This is a genomic window from Vibrio sp. 970 (genome assembly GCF_033339075.1).
The window spans coordinates 196110-220436 of sequence record NZ_JAWOTW010000007.1; the positions used below are offsets into that span (position 1 = coordinate 196110).

At 42.9% G+C, this 24327-nt stretch carries 19 protein-coding genes; 3 read left to right on the top strand and 16 right to left on the bottom strand.

Annotated features, from left to right (window positions below; all coding sequences use genetic code 11):
• Positions 1-29: 29 nt before the first annotated feature.
• The 8 genes from R7Q11_RS13010 to R7Q11_RS13045 all read right to left on the bottom strand — a co-directional run bounded on the left by R7Q11_RS13010 (position 30) and on the right by R7Q11_RS13045 (position 10676).
• Positions 30-2252 (bottom strand): TonB-dependent siderophore receptor, encoded by a 2223-nt coding sequence (locus R7Q11_RS13010; protein ID WP_054579467.1) that lies wholly within the window; start codon positions 2250-2252, stop codon positions 30-32.
• Positions 2253-2452: 200 nt separating this feature from the next.
• Positions 2453-4429: a Fe(3+)-hydroxamate ABC transporter permease FhuB gene (gene fhuB / locus R7Q11_RS13015; protein WP_225466500.1), complete on the bottom strand. Its 1977-nt coding sequence runs from the start codon at positions 4427-4429 to the stop codon at positions 2453-2455.
• Entirely contained in the window at positions 4426-5310 is an 885-nt protein-coding gene (locus tag R7Q11_RS13020; protein ID WP_005377718.1) for an iron-siderophore ABC transporter substrate-binding protein, read from the bottom strand. Before R7Q11_RS13020 ends, fhuB begins: the two co-directional genes overlap by 4 nt.
• An 11-nt stretch (positions 5311-5321) precedes the next feature.
• On the bottom strand, positions 5322-6086 hold the full coding sequence (locus R7Q11_RS13025; protein ID WP_005389081.1) for an ABC transporter ATP-binding protein: 765 nt from the start codon (positions 6084-6086) through the stop codon (positions 5322-5324).
• A gap of 324 nt (positions 6087-6410) precedes the next feature.
• The gene (locus R7Q11_RS13030) at positions 6411-6629 is read right to left on the bottom strand and encodes a hypothetical protein (RefSeq protein ID WP_005377723.1); all 219 of its coding nucleotides are present in this window, start codon (positions 6627-6629) and stop codon (positions 6411-6413) included.
• A gap of 87 nt (positions 6630-6716) precedes the next feature.
• The gene (locus R7Q11_RS13035) at positions 6717-7841 is read right to left on the bottom strand and encodes an HD-GYP domain-containing protein (protein ID WP_213870180.1); all 1125 of its coding nucleotides are present in this window, start codon (positions 7839-7841) and stop codon (positions 6717-6719) included.
• Between the two features lie 274 nt (positions 7842-8115).
• Entirely contained in the window at positions 8116-9321 is a 1206-nt protein-coding gene (locus R7Q11_RS13040; RefSeq protein ID WP_158156337.1) for an aromatic amino acid transport family protein, read from the bottom strand.
• A gap of 161 nt (positions 9322-9482) precedes the next feature.
• Positions 9483-10676, bottom strand: coding sequence for an iron-containing alcohol dehydrogenase (locus R7Q11_RS13045; RefSeq protein ID WP_047102205.1), 1194 nt, complete (start codon positions 10674-10676; stop codon positions 9483-9485).
• Positions 10677-11302: 626 nt separating this feature from the next.
• Here R7Q11_RS13045 and R7Q11_RS13050 point away from each other — a divergent pair.
• On the top strand, positions 11303-12568 hold the full coding sequence (locus R7Q11_RS13050; protein WP_031778971.1) for an HD domain-containing phosphohydrolase: 1266 nt from the start codon (positions 11303-11305) through the stop codon (positions 12566-12568).
• A gap of 54 nt (positions 12569-12622) precedes the next feature.
• Here R7Q11_RS13050 and R7Q11_RS13055 read toward each other — a convergent pair whose 3' ends face one another.
• Both R7Q11_RS13055 and R7Q11_RS13060 read right to left on the bottom strand, forming a co-directional pair.
• Positions 12623-13225: a 2OG-Fe(II) oxygenase gene (locus tag R7Q11_RS13055; RefSeq protein WP_225466501.1), complete on the bottom strand. Its 603-nt coding sequence runs from the start codon at positions 13223-13225 to the stop codon at positions 12623-12625.
• A gap of 159 nt (positions 13226-13384) precedes the next feature.
• Positions 13385-14155 (bottom strand): TerC family protein, encoded by a 771-nt coding sequence (locus R7Q11_RS13060; RefSeq protein ID WP_005377734.1) that lies wholly within the window; start codon positions 14153-14155, stop codon positions 13385-13387.
• Positions 14156-14566: 411 nt separating this feature from the next.
• Between R7Q11_RS13060 and R7Q11_RS13065 the strand changes: the two genes are divergently transcribed.
• Positions 14567-15505 carry a LysR family transcriptional regulator gene (locus R7Q11_RS13065; RefSeq protein WP_005377737.1) on the top strand — a complete coding sequence of 313 codons (939 nt, stop codon included), beginning with the start codon at positions 14567-14569 and terminating at the stop codon, positions 15503-15505.
• A gap of 19 nt (positions 15506-15524) precedes the next feature.
• On the opposite strand, the gene R7Q11_RS13070 is transcribed toward R7Q11_RS13065, so the two are convergent.
• From R7Q11_RS13070 to R7Q11_RS13085, 4 genes are all read right to left on the bottom strand, one after another.
• Positions 15525-16406 (bottom strand): YjjW family glycine radical enzyme activase, encoded by an 882-nt coding sequence (locus tag R7Q11_RS13070; protein WP_031778972.1) that lies wholly within the window; start codon positions 16404-16406, stop codon positions 15525-15527.
• Positions 16407-16428: 22 nt separating this feature from the next.
• A complete protein-coding gene (locus R7Q11_RS13075; protein ID WP_053350580.1) occupies positions 16429-17973 on the bottom strand; it encodes a YjjI family glycine radical enzyme in 1545 nt (514 codons plus the stop codon).
• Between the two features lie 212 nt (positions 17974-18185).
• On the bottom strand, positions 18186-18809 hold the full coding sequence (locus R7Q11_RS13080) for a LysE family translocator (protein ID WP_005377741.1): 624 nt from the start codon (positions 18807-18809) through the stop codon (positions 18186-18188).
• 202 nt (positions 18810-19011) lie between these two features.
• Positions 19012-20229, bottom strand: coding sequence for an HD-GYP domain-containing protein (locus R7Q11_RS13085; protein ID WP_025766705.1), 1218 nt, complete (start codon positions 20227-20229; stop codon positions 19012-19014).
• Between the two features lie 487 nt (positions 20230-20716).
• Here R7Q11_RS13085 and R7Q11_RS13090 point away from each other — a divergent pair, with 487 nt between their 5' ends.
• A complete protein-coding gene (locus R7Q11_RS13090; protein WP_005377743.1) occupies positions 20717-22420 on the top strand; it encodes a putative bifunctional diguanylate cyclase/phosphodiesterase in 1704 nt (567 codons plus the stop codon).
• A gap of 107 nt (positions 22421-22527) precedes the next feature.
• Here R7Q11_RS13090 and R7Q11_RS13095 read toward each other — a convergent pair whose 3' ends face one another.
• Together R7Q11_RS13095 and R7Q11_RS13100 are read right to left on the bottom strand one after the other, a co-directional pair.
• On the bottom strand, positions 22528-23001 hold the full coding sequence (locus R7Q11_RS13095) for a response regulator (protein ID WP_053303110.1): 474 nt from the start codon (positions 22999-23001) through the stop codon (positions 22528-22530).
• On the bottom strand, positions 22988-24325 hold the full coding sequence (locus R7Q11_RS13100; protein WP_225466502.1) for an ATP-binding protein: 1338 nt from the start codon (positions 24323-24325) through the stop codon (positions 22988-22990). The genes R7Q11_RS13095 and R7Q11_RS13100 overlap by 14 nt, the downstream gene beginning before the upstream one ends.
• Positions 24326-24327: the final 2 nt, after the last annotated feature.

Consider the following 24327-nt stretch of genomic DNA (forward strand, 5'->3'; position numbering starts at 1 on the left):
AAGTTGGGGGTGTTTATTTATACGTTAACTCACCAGTCGTAAGTTAAACTTGCAATAACATTTTGTCGGTCGCCATACCAACAAAAACCATCACATGTCGCTATGTACTTTTTATCCGCGATGTTTTTAGCTGCGACTTGTAGCTTGTAATCGCCGATTCGATAACTGACCGTCGCATCCATTAAGAAATAACTTGGTACTTTTAGTCTCTCTTCATTGTCTCCGTATGACTCACCTGTATAGCGCGCGCCTAAGCCAACAGCAAAGCCATCAAGAGGTCCATCAAAGAAACGATAATGTGCCCAAGCTGATGATACGGTATTCGCCACTTGGGAAGGTGTTTTGCCAACCCATGCCTTATTGATGTCTTCTTTTATCTCTGCATCAACGTACGCAATGTTCCCGATCAATGTTAAGGATGGTGTCACATTAGCTACAGCTTCAAACTCAACGCCGTTATTTTCTATTTTTCCTATTTGCGTTAATTCACTCAAGTAGATACGAGCCAAGTTTTCTTTTGTTGCCCGATACGTTGCAATATTGAAATAACCATCAAATGAATCCGGTTGGTATTTCATACCGATTTCAAATTGCTCACCGCTTTCAGGCTTCGCTGGCTTACCATTGCTGTCTTCTTGAATAATTGGATCAAAGTACTGAGAGTAACTAAAGTATGGCGTGAAGCCAGAATCAGAAATATAAGCCGTTCCCACGCTAAACGTCCACTCTCCATTATCGACTTTCGTGCGAGCACCCGTGGTAACATTATGTACTTCATTACTTGTATCGTCGTAACGTGCCCCCAATAACATCGCCCATTTATCGTTGATCAGCATATGATCTTGAAAGTAGACGCCGAGCTGCTGATTATCGATTTTCGTTCTTTGTTTATCGGTTTCGCTCAATGGTTGTAGCGTATTCAGGTCGAGTAACATTATGTTATCCGAATAAGTAGGATTAAATACATTAAACCTAGGATCGGGCAAAGCTCCCATTGGTGTGTTTAATAATGCATTACCATTAGCAACGATAGGGTCATTGGCAAAATCTTTACCATCGATACTGATCATTTGAAAATCTATGCCCAACATCAAGTTATGCTCAACACTTCGCCAATTTACTTGGTGCATCAAACGATTATCGATATTAAAAGCATCAGATGACCCATCTTCTGTTGAAGCACCCCGAAGTATGGTTTTGCGTTCATTTGATGGGTCCAAAACCGGCCCCAACGCAGGCACATCAGCCGAGTAAACGTACGAATACATTTGTCTTAGCTTAACATCCATTTCGCTGTAACGAGCTGCTTGAGCAAATGAAGTGGTATCATTAAATGCATGAGAAAACTCATAGCCTAAAGACACCTGCTCACGCTCAAACGTCTCCCAGTTAGGATTGCCTATCGCTAAACTATCACTGATCTTTCCATTTTTGTTTGGCGTTAACGTTCCTTCAACTGGCAAAAATTGCAGATAAGGATCTGAGTCGTCTTTTTGATAGCTCGTTAGAAAGGTAATTTCAGACGTCTCATTAAATTTGTACGTCATCGATGGAGAGAGAAGAATGCGCTCTGCTTCTACACCACTAATTCTCGTCCCATTTTTTCTCGCTAACCCTTGAAAGCGAAAAGCTAGCTGCTCACTCACCTCAGAGTTTACGTCAAGAGAAAGTTGTTTACGGTCTTCAGAACCGTACTCCAAAGATACAAGTCCTGACCCCCCATCAAATTGAGGTCTCTTACTGACAACATTGATAACGCCACCTGGAGGGTTTTGCCCATAAAGAACAGACGCTGCACCACGTAAAACTTCAACCCTCTCTAACGCAAACGGATCTATTTGCCAACTATAGAAGCCAGAAGAATATAAACGGGTACCATCTTGATACAACCCACTGTTCGCCTGTTTAAAACCACGAATAATAAACCAATCTTGCTTGTTATCTTCGCCAAAATAATTGGTTTGAATGCTTGGTGTGTACTGTAGCGCGTCAGAAATGCTAATAGAGGCACGATCATCCATTTGCTCTCGCGTAACAACAGACACCGCTCTTGGAGTCTCATTGATAGCAATATCAGTTTTCGTCGCTGCCCGACTCTTCGCTCCGAGATAACTAAAATCCGGACCAACTGCACTGTCTTGCTGCTGTCCAATCACAACTATATTTTCATCTTCCTGAGCCAAGACATTTGGCGTTGATAAAGCTAATACAACCGCCATCGACGTTGGTGTCAGCATAAACTGCCGAGTCATATTCTTCTCCTTTTTGTCGGCAGCCAAACCAACCCTTCATGACTTCAGCGACCGCTGAAAGAAAAGCGAGTTACGGCATCGCCAGTTGTTTCCGTAAAAGACAAACCAGAGGTTTTGCATAAAGCACTCGCATAGGTTACGAATGCCACTACGAGTGCTTATTTGTATAAGTACTTTCTTGGTTGAGGCTTAGCTCATTTCTATAAGCGGCGTAAACCCCACATTAAATACAAACCGCCAATGAGAGACGCCATAAGCCCTGTTGGTATTTCTTGCGGGTAAAGGACCTGTCGTCCCAACCAATCAGCCAACAACATCACCCCTGCCCCCAGTATCGCGGCGCATAACATGTGTTGTGACGCTTTGTTAAAACCAAATAAGCGAGCTAAATGCGGAGCCAACAACCCAACAAAGCTAATCGGGCCAACAACCAATGTCGCACTGACCGTGAGACAAGCAACTAAAAGAAGCAGTATTGCGCGTGAACGATCAACTCGAATTCCAAGTGCTTTAGAGGAAGCGGCACCGACAGGAAGAATATCTAGCCATCTTACGCAGAGAAAACTCAACCCTATAAAGACAAGCGCAGATAAAGACAATGGGAGTAACGTTTCAACCGAGACATAGTAGGTAGACCCAGACAACCAAGCCAATGCTTGATAACTTCTTGGGTCACCAGTGGCTAGAATAAAGCTCTGTATTGCATTCATCAGTGCGGTTATCGCAATACCAGTCAACAAAATACGCTCCGGCTGAAAGCCTGACTTACGGTTTAGCAGCACAATGACTAATACCGTCGCTAATGCGCCTACGAGCCCGCCTAGAGAAAGAGTGAAAATTGACGAACCAAACCCAGTAAACATCGCGATGATCAATCCCATCGCTGTCCCTGAACTGATACCGATCACTTCAGGACTTGCCATTGGGTTTCCACTTAGGCGTTGAATCATGGTTCCAGCAATCGCCAACATTGCCCCCGCAATTGCTGCTGCAAATAATCTAGGTGCGCGCCATTCCAAAAAAATCCAATTTTGGCTAGCAAATAAGTTTGTCCACCCTTCATTTTGCACAGCAACCGTGGCAAAAAGGACAACGGAAATTAACGTACCGATCAACGCCAATGAGATCGCTTTAGGGTTTAGCTTGTAAACATGTTGACGGTGTCGAGTTAACACTGTTTGAGTATGGCCCTGCGTCTTTTGTGATAAACGAGGTAACAGCCATAACAGTAACGGAGCGCCTAATGCAGCCGTTGCTGCTCCCGTTGGTATAAAACTCGCCATTAGCCCTGGCAGTTGCTGAATAACCAAATCGGTTAAAGTCAATAACATGGCACCAATTAGCATTGATACCCAAAGCTTATGCTGGACTTTATTGATACCTATCAATCGAGTAATCGCTGGCGCCGCTAACCCGATGAAACCGATGATTCCTACGGCAGAAACCACCCAAGAAGTGATTAACACCGCAAGCCCAAGACAGACAAAACGCAACTTAGCTAGCGAGACACCTAAACTCTTGGCACCTTGCTCGGAGAGTTCCAACAGACTTAACGGCTTTGCAATCACAAATGCAACGACCGTAGCAAGTGCGATTCGAGGGGCAAGATACGAGAAATCTCCCCATCCACTCTGAACAAGCGAACCGGCTCCCCATATCATTAACCCATTCAGCTTTTCGGTATTCATCATCAGAATAACCGTACTTAATGATGCAAAGTACAGGTTTATCACTAACCCAGAAACGACGACAACCGTTGGAGATAACGCTCGTCGCCATGACAACAGCATCACCAACCCCATCGATATCACACCGCCGATGAGAGCAACCAAATTAGGCGCGATATCCAACATCCAAGGTGCGAATAGCGTTGCTAACATCAAAGCAAAACTTGAACCGCTCGCCACACCAAGTGTCGTGGGTGAAGCGAGAGGGTTACGCAGCACTTGCTGCATCAATACCCCAGCAACCGCTAATCCAGCACCAGATATAATCGTGGTGAAGACTCGAGGCCACCAGCTAAAGTGAAGTAAAACAGAATCGATAGATTGAAAGTTAGGCTCCCATAAACTGATTAGAACTAACGAAAATGAGCTTACTTGGTACAATTGGAAAGCACCAATAGAAAAGGTAAATGCCGAAAGTAACACCACAAAGCTTAAAGGCATCGTTTTCATTGTGTTAACTCCTCGACCTTACTCGCCGTAACTAACTCTGCGAAACGGAGGGCTGAAGGCATAGAACCAAAACTCCAAACGGGCGCGACTTGCATGACCTTTTCACCAGATTGTTGAACAACATATTGCCAAAATGGGTCTTGAGAGAGCTGCTCCGCTCCACCATAAGGTAATGGCTCTACGATAACGATTTGAGCTTTTATGCCAGCTAACTTGTCGATGCCAACTAGGCTGAAGCCCCAGCTATTCGTCTTTTCATTCCATGCATTACTCAGCCCAATCTTTTCGATAGCCTGGGAGTAAAGACTATTTTGACCAAAAACACGTACGTGCTTTGTATCCATAAACTGAATCATTAGAAGTGGCGGCTGGCCTTTATTTATACGCTGTTTTAATAAAGACAAACGTTTTTCGTATTGTTGGATAAGCGCCTCTGCTTCCGCCTCTCTTCCCAGCTCTTCACCAAACCTCCGAGTGAAACTGGTAAGTACCGACCAATCCGTAATCCCGCTTTCATATAAGTCAATGGTGGTAACCGGGGCGATATCAACTAAGCGATGCTTCATTGAGGAGAAGTACGGGGCAATAAAAATACGATCAGGTCTGAGCTCGTAAATGCGCTCTATATTGGGTTGAGTTCTTAACCCTACATCCTTCGTTTGAGGTGGTAACGGTGGCGATTTTACCCAAGCATCGTAATCTTGCCCTTGAGCAACGCCTACAGGTACGACCCCTAAAGCCAACATCGTTTCAGTTTGTGTCCAATCAACCGACATCACCCGAGGTGATGCGTCAGCTAGTGCTTGAAAAGAACTGACCAAAAGCGCACTAAGTGAGAGAGCGAAAGAGAAATGTTTAAGTCGAGTGTTTGTACTGCTCATTATTCCAACCTTTAGCTTGGCATCGCCACCGGATAACCCGCAGGGTGGTCAGAGATCATCATCTCTATCCCATATATGTCCCTCAACTTAGGTTCAGTAAACACCTGTTCAACATTGCCTTGTGCAATCAAATCACCTTGATGTAATGCAACGATGTAGTCGCAAAATCGTGCAGCCAAGTTGATATCGTGTAATACGATAATAACGCCCAAACCCAGTTCTTGACTGAGTTTAGAGATAAGCTTCAACATATCTACTTGATGGCTGATATCTAGCGCAGACAAAGGCTCATCAAGAAGCAAATACTCGGTTTTTTGGGCTAACAGCATAGCTAGCCACACACGTTGACGCTCTCCTCCAGATAACGTGTCCACTAAGCGATCTGCGTATTTTAGTGTGCCTGTCATCGCCATTGCTTCTTCAACAATGTCGTGATCTTTCTTACTCAAACGTCCAAGTAAACCATGCCATGGATAACGACCAAAACCGACTAAATCTCGACCTAAAATACTGTCGGTCACCGGAAGATGCTGAGGCAAGTAGGCAATATGTTGGGCGAATTTTTTCGCTGAGAGATCGTTAATGCTCGTTCCATGCAGAACCACGTCACCAGCTGTGTATTGCTGTTGCTGTGCCAGCAACTTTAACAATGTGGATTTTCCTGAACCATTGTGTCCAACAAGGGCGTATGTTTTTCCGGGTTCAAATGTCACATCAAACGCTTTTAGCAATGACTTGCCTTCAATCTCAAACTGGAGTGCTTTAGCTTCCAACATCCCTACTTCACCTAATAGCCATTTACGAATAACAGTTATTCAAAGCTCTCATTCGTTGATCACGTTTGCCGTTCTTATTCAACAGAACGATTAATAAGGGAGGTTTTATATAACAACAAAGATACAAATGCAAACCGTTGTCATTATCATTACATAAACAAGATCATTGAGAGAATTGCTAAGTGTTAGTGATAATTTGCTCTGCTGAACTTCATTAGTAAATTATAGGCAGGTCAACGAGAGCAGCGGTCTCCCACTGCTCTCGCATAAATTTGAACGAATACTGCAGCGTATGAAGAAATGAAAAATGCCGCAGTGAATACATTAATGACGAGCGTCAGCGCCAAACTCTACTTCTTTATAGATATCGGCCAGCGACTTTTTACCTTGTTTGTCTTTGGCTGAACGCTTTTTCTTAGTTTGATAATGGTATTCTTGCTCCTGAAGTGCTTGTTCGTGCTCTTTTGCTGACTCAACAAACTCAGGATTTGCAAGTGCTTGTTGGCGTAAGCGGTTTACTCTTTCAAGGGTTTCCCACAACATACTTCACCTCCAAACTTATTGCTGTATATAAAAACAGTATTGTTTAAATATTCCTCCTCGTCAACATTTCAACTCCTTTACTGATCTTCACATCAGCCCCAAGCCTGTATAGTGCTCGGGATATTTGTGGATGATTTGCTTTATATAACCTTGATGCTCTCGCAGAGCATTAACACATTCTCGAGATAACCATCCCTGATACACCCATTTTTCAAGTTCTAACAATGCGTATGGGATGGACCACGCTTGTCTATACGGATGGTGCGTTGTCATAAAATCAAAGGCATTTGCGGCAGCCGTAATTTGGGCGGCGATTGGTATATCATCACTGGTTAAACCATACGGATAACCAGTGCCATTTAAATTTTCGTACTGATAAATAATCATCTGCAAAAACAAAGTCACACTCGGGTGAACCGGATTTCCGATACGGGCAACTATGTCATCCGCTGAATCGATACAACGCTCAATATGTTGAATCAATATCGCCTCTTGTTCTTGAGAGTAATTTGTTCGGCGGCTAGCAATTTCAACTGGCAGCTGACTATCACCGAGCGCATGGAACTGAGCAAAAATACCAATATCTTCGACCATTTCGTCATTCAGGTGATAACGATCCGCTAACTGCGTTGCGATAATTTGACTGTAGTACTTCATGCGTTTGGTATGCGCGTAATACTCAGGTGAATAGCCTGGCATCATACATTGCATTCGGTTAGCTAGCGTTTCTATCGCATTGACTACTTGAGTTTCTGATTCAACCGCAAATCGAATCATTTCGAAATAAGGTTTAAGACCATTCAGCGCTTCTAAACTAAACGCATCACGTTGAGTGGAGTTCAAAAATACAAAACCAGTAAAAGCTTTATTGTCATAACAAGGAATAGCAGCCGACGACTGATATCCGTGTTTGAGTAAAATTTGAACCCGAGGACAGTGCTTAATATCATGAAGGTCTTCGACGATACGAGGAACCGCGTTTTTAGAGGCAATATTGAGGTGGTGGAGTTTACGGAATGCTGATTCGTGATGGGCTAGACACCAAGTGTCGAACTCACTTTCTGCAAATGATTTGAGCACATCTTGGTCTGGGTGATATTTTGCAAATGACACCCTATCAATACATGGCAAGTGCGCCTGCATCCTGCCTTTTAGCGTTTGCAGTTGCTCGTTAAGCGGTTTTGCAAACGGGTAAAAACTCCGGTGCGCCATGCTTCACCTCCACACCAAAGCAGAGAAACAAGAAAAGCTCATTGTGTTGCAAATTCAATGGTATTTTGAGCGGTTTTCTCCACTTAAACTATCGATATACCACAACTTAAGTGTACGAAATAAAAGCACATTTCTACCAATTTTTTCACCGGATATCTTACGGTAATTTGATCCAGATTAAAAAAGCCAACGAGCAAAACTCGTTGGCTTAACAATACTGATTGATTACGATGGATTCAGTAACTAGAGGTTATTCAAAGAACGTTCTGAACAACTAGCCTAGAGCAGGAAGCACACCCAGCGTAATTAACACCTGAGCGAATACGATGCCAGTGCCAGCGATGCCCGTTATCACTAGCGCACCATGACCACCTGCGACGCGGTACTCCCCAGTAAAATCATCCGATTTACGAACCTTGATCACCATAACCAAAGGCAAAAAGATGGCTAAAATCGCTAAGGCAATCGCTGCATAGCCCAAAGCCATAATAAAGCCTTGAGGATAGAAAAGTGCGAAGCCTAGCGGTGGAGTAAACGTCACTAGTGCCGCAATCAAACGATTAGGCTTATCGTTACTTCCTTTGATGGTATCACCCAAAAATTCGAATAGACCCAAACTCACGCCAAGGAACGATGTCAACAATGCCAAGTCAGCAAACACACCAACAATGCTACCCAAATTTGATTGGTGTACTGTCTGAGATAGTTGACCAATCAGTGCGCTCAACCCTCCGTTCTCAACAAGCGTACTTTGGCTAACCACACCCAACGTCACGATTTGCCAAAAGATATAAATAACGAGTGGAATCGTCGAACCAATAATAACGGCTTTGCGTAAAGAAGAAGTGTCACCGTCTAAGTAATTCACAATTGCAGGTATACTTCCGTGGAAACCAAACGAAGTAAAGATCACCGGAATCGCCGCTACAACAAGGCCTTGTTCGATTGGCATACTTAACAAGTAAGATTCCGTAACGTTTGGAGCAAGAAAAGAAAGCACCGCAACCATCGCAATGAGCTTCATCGCGAACAGGACTCGGTTTACTTTATCGACCGTACCGGTACCCACTGTCACAACTAAAGTCACAATCAAGGTAAAGATTATCGTTGATGTAGGCCCTGAAATATCGAGGTCAAACCATTGTGCAAGGCGGTCTCCGAACTGAGCACCACCGCCAGCGATATACGCTGCACATAATGAGTAGAAAAGAAACAACATCGCAAAACTTGCCACCCACTTGCCTTTTTGACCTAGGATCTGTTTCGCCAAAGTATGAAGTGTAGCACTACTCTCCGCATGTTGATGAAGCTCAAGCATAAGCAAGGCAGTGAAAGCCATCAGAGCCCATAAGCCTAGCATGATGATAATAGAAGTTGAAAAACCAATGCCGGCAGAGGCAAGTGGAAGCGCTAGCATACCAGCGCCTATTGTAGTGCCCGCAATAATTAGCGTACTACCGAATACTTTAGAACGACTCATTGTATATTAATCTTTACACTTTATTAGAAATTATCAGTATTAGATCGGGCAACGGCGGACCGAAACCAACACCATATTTGTATTGCCGTCGATATTGTAGGATCTTTAGCAGAAGATCAAGCAAAGTGTAAGGATAAAAAACCACACATGTAAACTATAATTTACACCTTACTGATATTTAACAATAACTGTGTGCACTCTTCCCTGTTCATGAACTTGGGAACAGGGTAATTCCAGTGCGCCTCTTTCAGAATTAAATCAACAAGCGCATCAGCATCTTCACGTTGAATGAGCGCACTGGTTTGCTCAATATCAATAGTTGAAAACAAGGACTCCAGATTCGCCAAAAAATGCTGAGCACTTGCGTTACCTAACTGCCCCTCGGCCGTCAACTCATCGAGCTTTCTTAGTTGAGGCTCAATCTCTGATAATGAAAAGCGCAGCACAGGCAACAAGGCTAATCCGTTTGCCATACCATGAGGTATTCCATATCTCGCACCGAATGTGTGAGCAAAGGCATGAACATAACCCAAACTCGCTTTGGTAAATGCTAAACCCGCGTAATAGGATGCCATAGCCATTTTATGACGAGCTTCGACATCATCCCCTTGCATCACAGCCCTAGGAAGATATTTAAAAATGAGTTTAATAGCGGCAACCGAATAAGCCATCGTTTCTTGAGTAGCGTTTTTCGATACATAGGCCTCAATAGCGTGGGTTAATGCATCAACGCCAGTATCAGCCGTGATCTTAGGAGGTAAACCAATCATTAAATTCGCATCTAAAGCTGCCATTAGTGGCACCAACTTTGGATCCATTAAAGGGGTTTTAATGTGTGAGGAGGGATCTGACACGACCGCAGCTATAGTAACTTCACTTCCGGTTCCAGCCGTTGTTGGAATAGCAAAAAGCGGCGCTGGCATTCGCCATACCTTCAATAGTCCAGCTAATTTTTTGATTGGCCGTTTATTGGTAACTTTCGCAGCGATGACTTTTGCACAATCCATTGCAGAGCCGCCACCCAAAGCTAATATGCCCTCACAATGAAAACGATGATAAGCCTCTAGACCGCTCTCTACCTGATCATAGGTAGGATCGGGCTTAACTTGCGAGAAAACATCTAACTGTAAATCGAGTTTTGCTGCAGCCTCAAGCACCTTATCTACAATACCGACTTGGACTAACCCTTCGTCGGTAACTAACAAAACGCGTTTAAATCCCAGCTCGGTTATCGATTCTAATAGCTCATTCATCGAACCAGGGCCGGAAAACAAGGTTGGTCTCGGCATAGGAAGGATATGGGCTGCAATTTTTAACCCAGCGGTGTAACTCCGGTATAAACGATGCTTCAACATACGAAATCCTTTTCATTTAGAGCTATCATTCTAGCTACTTTTACTACCTATGCTTACTTTGCAATCACACATTTTCAATAAACTTATCTCACTAAAAGGGCTAGCATCGCTGGGAAACCGTACCATTTCATTATCTTTCCTCAACGACATGAGCTACAGAGAAAATGTTTTCAACGACGCTCTATTGTCATGTAGTTAACAAGCTTCTTTCCCTATTACTCTGTTAGTTACAGAGCGAGCCTCGAAGAAGTCTTCTTATTTTTTGCCAAAAGCAACAATATGAATTCTGTTAATCACACATCAATACCGTGTGTCTCTGGTTGAGCCCGAGCACGATTTACAAAAATAAAAATAAGAATGCGTTACATCATGATTTATTGTCGTTTTCAAATAAGTCAACAAGAGCAACAATAATCTTTCAAAACTTATACTTAGTTCAAATATCTGACTCTTAACCATGAGCTTCAGGTGATATTATTATGCAACTAGGATTATTATCCCGCCCATAATCAAAACTATGTCTAAACGCCCACCTTTTTGGGGTCTATTCGCTGTCGTACCCAATTTTTCCTATCACCTTCTGATTTGGGTTTAGCGTGGGCTAATTAGCAATGTCGGTATAAACCATGAATCATTCTTGCCATTCCCATACGGACATGGGCTTTGAAGTCGATCTGAAACAAGCACTTATCTGGGTTGCTCGAGCACTCGACTATGTAGGTGTTGATGATACGCACCATAGCCATCGTGTCGCTTACATCGCTTACCAATGTGCTCGGGTCATGAACTGGGAACCAGAAAAAGCGGAGTTTTGCTACTTCGCAGGGATGATCCACGATTGTGGAGTCTCCGAAACACAAGAACATAAAATGTTACTTGAGGAGTTGGTGCCACAAGATGTAAAAACACATTGCTTAAGAGGATACCGAAGCCTCAAGCAGTGTCGTTTGTTGCGTCAGTTTGCTACACCTGTTCTTTACCACCATACACATTGGAGTGAACTAAAATATCTTGATTTACCGCCTTTTGAAAAAGAGGTCGCTGCCCTACTTTATTTAGCCGACCGTCTCGATTTTATGCGTTCCAAATACGTCATGAACTGCCACTGTGACATTGTCACACTTCATGAAGAACTAATTGCAGAATGCATCATGGCAAACGCTGGAACTTTGTTTAATCCAGACATGGCTAAGGCAATGGTTAAGCTCGTTATGACCGACGCATTTTGGTTCGCGATGGAGTCTGAAAATATAGAAACCATCGGATTAAACTTTAAAAGCATTGATTGGCTTCAAAAACAGCTCACCATCCAAGATATGAATAGTTTGGGCATGTTTATCGCTCGAATTGTTGACGCAAAAAGCCCATTTACTTATCAACATTCGCAAAAAGTGGCGGAGTTATCTCGGTATCTAGCCATCAAGCTTGGGTTCTGTGAGAACGACCAAGAGATGTTATTTATTGCTGGGTTGGTGCATGATATCGGAAAGTTAAAAACACCAGATGAGATTCTTCATAAAGAAGGATCTCTTAATAAACAAGAGTATACGCGTATCAAACGCCATACAATTGATACTCAGCTCGCATTGCATAAGGTCTTCCCTAACGCGAAAATAGCGGAGTGGGCTTCCAATCATCATGAACGTTTAGACGGGTCGGGCTATCCCTATCACAAAACAGGCGCCGAGCTCGATGTTCCATCGCGTATCATTGCTGTCGCGGATGTCTTCCAAGCTCTGTCTCAGGACCGTCCCTACCGAGGACGAATGGCTCAAGCGCAAATCGCCGCGATTATGGGCGAGCAAGTCGCTAATCAAGAACTTTGTTCTGACGTCTATGCAGTGCTAGAGCGAAACATGACCGAGTGTTACGAGCTATCAACTAATGTTTAATCGATAAAGGGCGTATCTACGCCCTTTGCTGATTTTGTACAGGTTGCAAACCAATCATTTTGCAATATCAAGTACATTGTCTCGCACACCATTGATTCTGAACCAACCTGTAATGCTGAACCGCTCTGCGTTGGTCGGTAAAACCTCATGCGGGAATTGCTCAGATAAGAATAAAAGTAAGCGTCCTGATTGAGGAGGGATGGTTGCTATCTTATTATCATTTAGATCGTAAACCACCAATTCACCTGCATCCTTTTCCGTCCAAGATTCGTTCATGTAAAAAACGGTTGTCAATCGACGGTTTTCATTGCCCTTAAAACAATCTAGATGCTTTTGGTAGAAATCCCCTTCCTCGTACTTGGCAAAGTGAGCTTCATACTCAAAAAGCCCCAGAAACAAGTGACGGTTCACTTCTTGGCGTATTTCTTCCATCTTATCTAAGTAAGAAGTAACCGCGTGCCCCATATTGGGCGATAACCATTGAATTTTGTCACTTCGAATTGACTCAATACGTGTCACATCGTCATTACGACCAATACGCGCTTTTTTCCAGTTACTTGGAATGCAGTCTCGTAATTGAGCCACTTCTTGTTCAGAAAGAAAATCATCCCAGATGTAGTAGCCATGGGTTGCTAACGCATCGATCATTTTATCCATTATTGTCGTTCACTCATATTAGTTGGGCGGTCTATATAAAAAATCTTCAACCCCACAACAAATGCGATTTTTTGTCGAAACGACAACAAAATAAAAGAGAGTAAAAATAGGTGATGACGAATATAAAAATGCCGCTCATATGAGCGGCAATATCTTTTATTATTGACGAGCTTCTAATCTGGTTGGATGAACTCGCAACGGACTAAGACGTTTAATAGTCGGGCGTTGTTTGTTTTTTAACTGGATATGGCAAAGTTCCAGAATTAAGCCGAATGCCATCGCAAAGTACACATAACCTTTGTTGATATGAATTTCGAAGCCTTCTGCCATCAATAAACCACCTAACAAAACGAGGAATAACAAAGCAAGTGTCTTAAAACCAGGGTAACACGACACCAGGTTATTGATTTTTTCTGCTGTCATGACCATCACGATAGCAGAAGAAACAATCGCTGCGACCATAAGTGGGACATCACTTGTTAAACCAACGGCGGTTATCACCGAGTCCATCGAGAATACAGCATCCACGGCAACAATCTGCAACAGAACTACCGCTAAACCAGTACGGGCGTGAGTTGAGTGAGCAGACTCGTTGTGATTTAACCAACTCCACAACTCTTTCAGGCTTTTAGCCAAGAGGAATGCACCACCCGCAATCATGATGACGTCTCTTCCGGTAAACGCTTGGTTCGCCAAAGAAAATAGCGGTTGAGTCAGTTGCATGATCCAAGAGATTGAAAACACTAAACCAATACGAGCAATAACAGCAAGACCAATACCAAGGTTTCTTGCCAGCTTACGTTGGTGCAGCGGCAGTCTTTCACATAAGACAGAGATAAAAACGACGTTATCAACGCCTAAGACAACTTCAAGCGCAAACAAAGTGGCGAAAATAGCCCAAGCTTCTGGTTGCATAAAAAGTTCTAGCATGAGCATGTCTCCAATAATAAGAAGACATATGGTGAAGGGTTTTGCCGACTAAAGGGGTCGTCCATTAATTATTTATACCTTTGTTACTGAGGGATCATGAGTAAATCACCAAACAATCAACAAAACAATATCTATTTTAATTAACAAGGAACAAGTTTAATTCGTGTACAAATCAATCAACTCCTCCAAATTGATTAAAATTACATAGAAGCTTTAGAATTGAATAAATGAAAGCATTAAAGTCCAACAAAACTAAGATAAATTTCTAGACTTATAAGCACCATCAACCCTTATGCAACCCATTAAATGCATTGAGCTCAAAGAGAAACAGGCGTGTTTCCGAGATAAACAATAGTAAAAATTTGTTTCATGCTGATATACTGCCAAAAATCATAAGAAACCATGCTATTTATGGACTACATTGCTCTTTCGCGTATAAGCCTTAAACATCTAACTGTTTTACATATGTTGTTAACCACTCACAGCGTCACACTTGCGGCAGAACGCTTGTGTGTAACACCATCGAGCGTCAGTAAAACGCTCGGACAGTTGCGCGAAACGCTAAAGGATGACCTTTTTTACCGTGATGGCACTCGCTTAGTGCCGACAGCATTTGCGCTGCATATAGGCCCATCAATCCATGGCATACTCTCCAGTATGAATGGATTATTACATCAAGGCTCTTTCAATCCGGCTTACTATCAAGGTAGTTTTTCATTAGCAATGCGTGAAAGTTCATTTGAGCTCTTTGCGCCAGTTCTACAGCACTTGTCCCAACAACTGAGCAACCACGCGCACTTGAATGTCCATGCGAAAGAGGAAATGAGCTTCGATGCATTAGCAAGAGGTCAAGTGGATTTTTTGTTGCTTCCTCACGATCTCAGCCAACCACCCACACAAAATAAAGACTTGGTCTGGAAAACCATTTTGAAAGACGAAATGGTTTGCTTAATGAGAGCATCGAACCCACTCGCTGAGCAACCCTTATCTGTTGAAAGTTACCTTTGTGCAAGACACATCGGTATTCATGATAAAGATCTGTCACAACCTTATTTTGAGCAAAATCTCACCCAAAGGCATTCAAAGCGAAACTTGGCCATGCGTGTAGCCGACTTTGGTTCAGCTGCGGTGATGTGTCAGCACTCGGATTACTTGTTCACATGCTCCAAGCTTTGGGCAAGAGCGGCAATGCAAGCAAAAGGTTTGGTTGAACAAGCTCTTCCATTCGATTACGGACAGGTAGCCTACAGCCTCGTTTGGAACAAAGCGAGCTTAAACGATCCCGCTTTAAAATGGTTGCAGCAACAATTACTCGACGCCTGCGCCATGTTAGATGCCTGTGATGCGTAAGCATAGATAAACAACGGTACTACGTGAGTACTGTCGGCACTGTGATAGGGTTACTCACGTAGCATCGAAGCTCTGATTTTAAGCGTTCGATATCATGATGAGAGCACATATCCCAAGTTAACGCCTCCCCCACTACTCCGTGATGCTGAAAGGCATTTAAACGTATAATCACCGATTCAGGAAGAGTACTCAAGTAACGTCCAATTGCTACGATTTCTATATCTAAATCACTTTTTTGGGGAATATGCAGTAAGCGGACCTCGTACAATTTTTCGTGCTCAACAAGGTACTGAAGGGTTTTAAATACACGATGATTATCACGCCCAGTTAGCCACTGATGCGTCTCCGTCTGCCACGCTTTCAAATCGATCATTGCGCCATCCAGAAAAGGTAGAATACGCTGCCAGCCAGCAACCGCTAAAGAACCGTTACTGTCGATGAAACAAGAGAGGTGCCGTAATTCAGGATCTTGTTTTATCCCTTTAAACAGCTCAATAATGAAAGGAAGTTGTAAGGTAGATTCCCCACCGGATACAGTAACACCACTGATGAAAAAGCGATGTTTGCGTATCAAATCGAGCATTGTTACTACAGAGTAGTCAGTAATTTTTGGATTAGATTGGTTCTGACATATCTCTATACAATGATCGCAGTGGGTGCACTCCTCTTTAAGCCAAACAACGTTGTTGTTTTCGTCGAACTTCAATGCGCCTGCTGAACATTCACTCACACACTCACCACAATGATTACAATGGTTTATCGTGTGAGGATTGTGGCAGTTCAAACACTGATAGTTACAACCCTGTAGAAAGATGACTAGACGATTTCCTGGCCCATCAACACAAGAGAAAGGAAGGATACGAGTGACTTTTGCCAAAAGGCTTCCACTTCGTCTAGACATCTTGTTCTTTCCTAAACCGAACTTATGCCTGCGTGTAAGTCGGTGTTACTTCATGACTCACCACACGTGGCGAGCGTTCTAAAATTTTGGTATTTTTTGCTGCTTCTGCACCTAGAAACGTCGTGTTGGTTCTCGAACCTTCTTTATCATATTTCGCGACATCTGAAAGTTTGATCATGTAGCCTGTCACGCGAATTAAGTCATTTGAAGTGACATTCGCGGTAAACTCACGATAACCAGCATTTAGTGCCCCTTTACATAAATTGAACATCGCTTCTGGGTTAGATTTCACCGTTTCATCAATCGTCAAAATATCGCTGATACCCGCACGATAATACTGATGATGCTTCGCCGTTGCTTGTACATAAGTGACAGGGTCTGGCTCTGCACCATAAGGCAGACGTACACCTGGCGTAACATCATGATCTAAGCTAATGCCGCCTTGTGCATGTAAGAGCGCTTTGCCATCTAAACCATATTTCACCGGGGTTGAGTCCACCAGTTTAGCCAGTGTTGCTGAAACATCATGAGCAAAAGTATTTGCTCGATCATTTTTTCCGTATCGCCCTATTTGCCCTTCTTTTTCAAATAGAAGGTTTACCGCTTCGGCCATGCCGTAAACGCCATACATTGGCGCGAAATAGGACTCTTTTATCAACCCTTCTTGCGTCAAAAAGCCTTGAAAGAAGTTCGATTTTTCATGCAAGTGCGTGCTTCTTGCGTTTATGAGCTCGACCATTAATCGATGGTAAGAAGGCAACGCACTGTTTAAGAAGTCGTTACAGTCTGATGCTCGTTTTGCAACTTCTTTTAAATTCATTCGCACCAATGTGTTCGAGCCACCTGCTAATGGAAGCGAGTTGTAGCAACTTACAATACCAAAGCGTGAGCCGTTGTAGGCTTTCGTGTGCATTGGGTAATTGGCGATATGCGGTTTACTGCATTCACAAATGTTCTGTGTCGCTTGACGAAGTAAATCATCAGGTGTAACTGTCTCGTCGTACATAAAGGTGAGATTCGGTGCGATCTGCTTGAGCTCCGCATCTACTTTTAAAACAGTGCGACAAATAATGTTGTCTGTCGGTCCGACATTCACATGCATAAACGCATCTGGCAATGTGCGATCCAGCATGATCCAAAAATGTTTTAACTTTTTGTAAATCTGGCTCTCTGTTAGGTCGCCTATGTAAGGCAACAAGACATCATCTAACTGGCCTAAGTAAACCGGAATGTTCGTTACCGAAGGAACATGATGGTAAATGATGGTCAGCATGTTCAACGCATCATCGAAATCATCAGCCGGAGACAACTCTAAATAGTCTGAGCCTTGCGATAGAAATTTAGCGTAATCAGGCAACACATAGCGAGGTTTAAACGGTGCATGACCTTCAAACATATCGCAGATGATGCCTTCATCCATTGCTTGTCTCAGTGATGGAGATACGGTCATGTAAGGAATGCACGCTTCAGCCTCTAAAGCTAAAAAACTCGACTTCTGTTTTGGAGAAAGACGGACGTCGGTCGCGATATCTAGAAAACGTTGTTGTAGTTTAGAAAGGCTTGTCATCTAAGATATTCCTACAAAGTAACCACAAGCCCACAAGACAAAATACGAGCTCTACCCCTAAAGAGTAACGTGATTTTACTCCTGCTTGGCTGTTGCCACTAATGAAAATAAACAAAACGTCTATTTCCATTCTGGAAATAAGACAAAGCTAAATTAGCGCATTCCAACTTACTATATGGGAAAACCTAACTGCGTACCGAAGTCTGTCTTATTTATCGGTTTGCCGTCGACAACATCACGCCTGCACCAATAAATACTCCCCCAGTCAAACGATTAAACAACTTCGCTCTTCCAGCGACAAACAACCAATCGGAGGCTTTTACCCCTAACAATGCATAAAATGTTAGCCAGCTAAGCTCAAAAACCACAAATGTAGACGCGAAAATCGCGTATTGAGCCAGTAGCGGTGCGGAAGGTTCTATGAATTGAGGAAACAAAGCGGTGAAAAAGACTATCGCTTTGGGATTACTAGCGCCAACAATGAAACCACTAGTGAACGCGCTAAACGCTGTCGCGGAACTTTGAGTCGTTGCCGTTTTATTAAAATCTGTCTGAGATGAGCGCAACGCTTGAATACCTAACCAGATTAAATAAGCGGCGCCACACCATTTGATAATATTAAAAACTAACTCAGATGAAGCAATGACAACTCCCAGCCCGGTAAATGAGAGCGTAAGGATGATCGTAATCGCAGACAAACTGCCAAGCGCAGTCATGAAAGCAATACGAAACCCACTACTCACTCCTTTACTTAAACACAACAGTGAGCTTGGTCCTGGTGAAGCTGTGAGCACGAGAATAGCAAGAGTGTAAAAAATCCATGTATCTATTTGCATTGGCATCCCTTCCAGCAAAATGAGGTTTATAGCCCATTGTGTATAGAACTATTTTATCGCCCGGTTTCTATCCATGAAGCCGAGGTCTTAATAACCATCTTGCATCTAAACAACTTAGAAAAAATTAATAGATAGTTATGCAAATAAAATACGATCTACATGCAAGGATGTAAAGCCTGTTGTATAAGCTTATCTATTTCTCTTAATCATAAAAAGGCTTAGGATCGATCTCTAACGATGAAGGCGCTATCGCTCTTTCAATTTTGTACGCACTCGTTTTTAAATCCACCATCGTGACATCAATGTATCGTTTATACTTGCGGGAGTAGAAACATTTCACTTCTGGCTTTAATGCTTGAGATTCATTTGAAGACCAAACAATACCAACACGCCCATCGTTCAACTCGACAATAGAGCCTACGGGGTACATCCCAATGCAATTAATGAATTTGTAAACTAAGTCGGCGTCTAAATGAAATGGCGTTAGACTCAACAAGATTTTAAACGCTTCGGCAGAACTCATGCCTTTTTTGTAACAGCGATCAGCCGTTAGCGCATCGTAGATATCTACAATACAGCTCATACGGCCGTGAATTGGAATCTCCTCCCCCTTCAAGCCTCTAGGATAACCATTGCCATCTAACTTCTCGTGGTGCATCAAACAAACATCACGGCTTACGTCACTAAGTCCTTTTACGTGAAGGATAATCTCACCTGCGAACACTTGATGTAGCTTCATATGTTCAAATTCTTCAGGCGTTAGCTTCGCTGGCTTGTGCAAGATCTTATCATCGACTTTAATTTTACCTACATCATGAATAATGCCACCTACAGCAAGCTGTTTTAGCGTTGGCTTATCCAAGCCCAAGTACTTACCGAATGACACTAAAAGACAAGCGACATTGACGGAGTGTTCCAATAAGTAAGAGTCTTTTTTTCGGAGTGCAGAGACACACTGCAACGCATCTGAGTCAATCAAAACACTTTCAATGACATCGTCAGCCCAAGCTTCTACTTCATCAACTTCAATGATTTTTCCTTCAAAAGTTTGATTCAATAGTTTCTGCGCCAAATCTTTTGCTTCGGCGATCAGCTTTTTGGCTCGCTTGTGTTGGATGTCTCTCGAACGATAAGTTCGTTGACCCCTCTTAAAATCTGAGTGTTTCTGCTCTCTCGTCTCTTTAGTGGCATCAGTTGATTCATCTACAGGCTTGAAGACACACTGCTGCGAAGATAATGTTTGATCTACCCAAACATACTTTACGCCACTTGTAGCAAGCTTCTTAATGCCTTCAGGGCTAGATATCCGCCCTGCATTGGCTAAATTGACGCGCTTGTTGTGCTCTATCGCGGTAACAAACATACCAACGCCGATATCAGCGAGCGCAATTTTGATTGAATTTTTCGGATCGTACTGCATATAAAGAAGGCTTACTCGATATTAACGTCCGCATTATAAGAGATTTGATTACTTGGCGTGATAATAAATTTGAATTGATTACAATTAATGAGCATCCTGTCAATTAATAATCGGTCGCGCTCATTAAGTCCTTTTTGTTATTATGGTTTTATCCAAGATAACATATATACAAATGACGTTAGAAAACAGCACATTGATACCGACACAACTGAAAATAACTTTAGGATAATTATTCATAAATATTTATAGATTGCGGACGGCATCAATAACTGTATTTTATAAATGATTTTTACTGTTGACTATTTTTTATAAATGTCGATGATTAGCCGCCTAATCTTAGTATGTTATTAACCTAGTAGCGCATAAAATGATAGCCAAACAATTTGAACTGACACTTTTGTGATTGTAATGTACGCCAGCAGATCAACTCTATGTTATCAACCCCAACACTCATCTCTGATGCTAAAAGGCTCGAGGAGGAAATATCTTGACCACCATATTTGACCAACAAGTCTCAGATAGTGACCGAGAGTTCCTAAAAATCGTCGAAGAACGATTCATTCATATCTTCGATGTATTTAACGAAGGCCTCTTTTACATGGATGAGTTTGGCACCATGGTATTTTATAACAAGGGCTTTTATGAGCAGCTTGGTATCAACGCTGGTCGAATCAGCTTAGAGCAATGGTTAGACCTTGTTCACCCTCTCGATCGAGAAAGACTCTCCACTCGGGTCGATGCTCACATCATTACCAACAACACGAGGGTCACAACGACCTACCGCGTGCGTAAACCCAATGGACAGTACGTCTGGATTGAAGGTGTAGCCATGACCAAAGAAACAGAACATGGTCATTATATGGTTGGTAGCCACCGTGATATTTCTGAACGCAAGCTGATGGAAAGCTACATTCATCAAGTCGCATTTCATGACAATGCGTCAGGTATGGCTAATCGCGCCCATCTCTTGCTGGATATTGAAGATAGTGTGCGAGCCACTGATTCTTGTGCATCTATCTGTTACATTCAGATAGAAGAGATTAAATCTTACTTAAATCAATATGGCAGCGAGTTGGTCGATGGGTTAGTGGAAAAATTGCTACAAACTCTCAGTCACCTACCTTCTCCAAATAGTTCTGTATATCGCGTACATGATGATGACTTTGCGATTTTGATTCACGATGAATGCTCGGTAGAAACGCTGCAAAGTTATGCCGAAAGTTTAAAGGAAACCTACCACGAGGCAGTGATTGAAGAGGGCCAATACTTAGGAAGTAACATTAGTATTGGTTTGTATCCTTGCATAGATCCAAGTCACTCAGCAGAGGAAATATTACGTAAAGCAGCACGAACTTGTCAGTACGCAAGCGAGCAGAATAAAGACCGTGTTGCGGTTTACAGTGAGAAAACTCAGCATGCCGTAGACCGTTATTTCTTTATTGAGCAAGGTCTAAAAAGTGCACTTGAAAAACAGACATTAAGCGTTAAGTTTCAGCCAATTATTGACGCCAAAAGCTCAAAAGTAGTGAGCTTCGAATCTCTGGTTCGCTGGCGTAGCAAAGAGTTTGGCGAAATTTATCCAGACGAATTCATCCCCGTCGCAGAGAACAAAGGTTTGATTGTCGAACTCGGATATCAAGTCTTTGCCAAAGCGTGTGAATTTATCAAAAACTACCGTGAGCGTTACCAAAACCAAGTTCGTGTAAACGTGAATGTTTCTGTACTTCAGTTAATGAATAGTGAATTCCCTGCGCGAATTAAAGCCATGGCGGATGAGGTTGGTGTCGATCCTGAGTCTATTGTGTTGGAACTAACAGAAACGTTTATTTTGGATAATAATCAGACAGCCATTGCCCCTCTGAATACCCTCAGGGAACTAGGATTTGCACTCTCTCTGGATGACTTTGGATCTGGTTACAGTTCATTAAATAGCTTCTTCGACCTCCCGATGACACAAATCAAAATTGATAGGTCGATGGCGTGGAAAACACTAACCAACCGCTCTTCACAAGAATATCTGAAGTTTCTTATCACTATGTGCCAGGAAAATAATATTGAAGTAGTGATTGAGGGAATTGAAGACGCCAAAATGTGTGAATTTTTTACCGAAATGGGCGTCGATTATCTGCAAGGTTATTGGTTCTCTAAGCCACTTTCTGTTGCCAGTGCAAGCCGCTATTCGTTGAGTTAAGCATACTAGAGCAATATTCCGCACGGCCACGTTAAACATGCTGAACTATTCACTATAGATTTCAGACACTAACTGGCCGTGACGAAAACAAAGCTTAATGCCCCCTATTAACGTAGGCGTTCAAACACCACACTCTGATCTAAATGTTCGTGATACTGAGTGTAATCTAAGCCCACATCAAAGATATATTGGGTCACCAGGTTTCTAACGCACTCTATTAATTGGCTTGCTTGCCATGGTTTTTCAAAGTAGCGGTCAATGCCTGCGGAGTTGATCGCATTAATCGTATCGGTGTGCGTCGCTTGCCCGGTAAGAAGCACTTTTCTCGTAAAGCCAAAACGACCGTCTTTTGATACATCGGTCAGCAGCTCTACTCCCGTTTTACCTGGCATCACATGATCGGAAATAATCAATGCGATCATCTCGCCTTCTGCATCAAATTCATCCATCAGTTCTAGAGCCTCACCTGCTGATTCGCAGTCTTCGATATTCAACCATTGATTTAACGGCTCTAAATCTTGTAGAACCGCGCTTAGTACCTCTCGTTGGTCATCAACGCAAATTACATTAAGCTTCTCCATGTTCACCCTCTACTGGTAACTTGATTCTAAAAATCGTTTTTTCACTGTCGCTCTTTACCACAATAGAGCCGTTATATCCGGCGATAATGCGCTTCACAATCGACAGACCTAACCCTAAACCAAACGACAATCCTCCCTTTTTAGTGGTGAAGTTTGGCCGGAAAATTTTTCTACGTGTCGCTTCATCAATTTCTGGTCCATTGTTAGCAATCGTGACCAAAATTTTACCCTTACTCTCCCGAGTATGTATTTCGATACCGGGTTTCTCCGTTTCACCAAGCGCATCGCACGCATTCTTTAAGATATTTACCCAAACTTGGACGAGTTCGGTTTGAGAACCAATAAAAGCAGGTAAATCCGCAGGGCTAAAACGAACACTCACTCGTCTTAAGTCACTTTGCAATAGAGCCAAGGCGCGATTGATTGAATCATTGATGTTAATCGCTTCATCCAAGTCGATATCTGTGCGCCCCAATTGTTTTACGGATCGCACAATGCCAACGGTATGTTTAGAAGCGATGCGTAAGTCATGCAGATCTCGCCCCATTTGCCAGAAACGTATCGCTTCTTCTGGTCTTTTTAGCCAATGTTCTGAAAGGAAGTTATTTGGAACGGCACGTGCAAGATCACGAGCAACCTCCTTGGTTAAACCGTAGTATTTTTCGAAGTGGCGCCCCCGCTTTCTCGCTTCGCTAGAAGAGACTTTCTGCCCTTGCATTAAACCAAAATCAAAAAATTGACTCGCTTCCGGATGAACTTCTTCAAGCAGTTCCATGATAACTGTCTCTAGCCGTTCTGATTTACTGCTTACAACGCCTATCGCATTGTTCAACTCATGAGCAATACCCGCTGCAAGCTGCCCCAACGTTGTCATTTGCTCTGCGGTATGAAGCTTTTGTAGTGCTTTTTCTTTAGCCAATGCCTCTTGCATTGCGCGCCGTTGACGACGAGATAATTCGTTAACCATCACAGGCATAAATTGTGTCGTCAATGGTCCGTATGTCGCCTCTTCCACGGCGGGCGTATCGCGCTGTATCCAAGCCAATTCAACATCGGTTTGAGCAATCACTGTCGAAGAGGCAGTCCACGTACCAGAAAAGAAACTATGTACGCCAATAAACGCACCTTGAGACGCAGAAAATACCTGAATCGGTTTCTTGTCATCTTCCGCGTAATAGCCCGCCAGTTCTCCCGACAGCACATAGTACAAGCGATCGTTGTAGCCAGCTTTCTCAATAAGCACCGACCCGGATAGAACCGTTAATCGGCGTTCAAGGTGATTAAAGTAGCGTTGTACTAACGCGTCTAACTTCGTTTCGTACATAC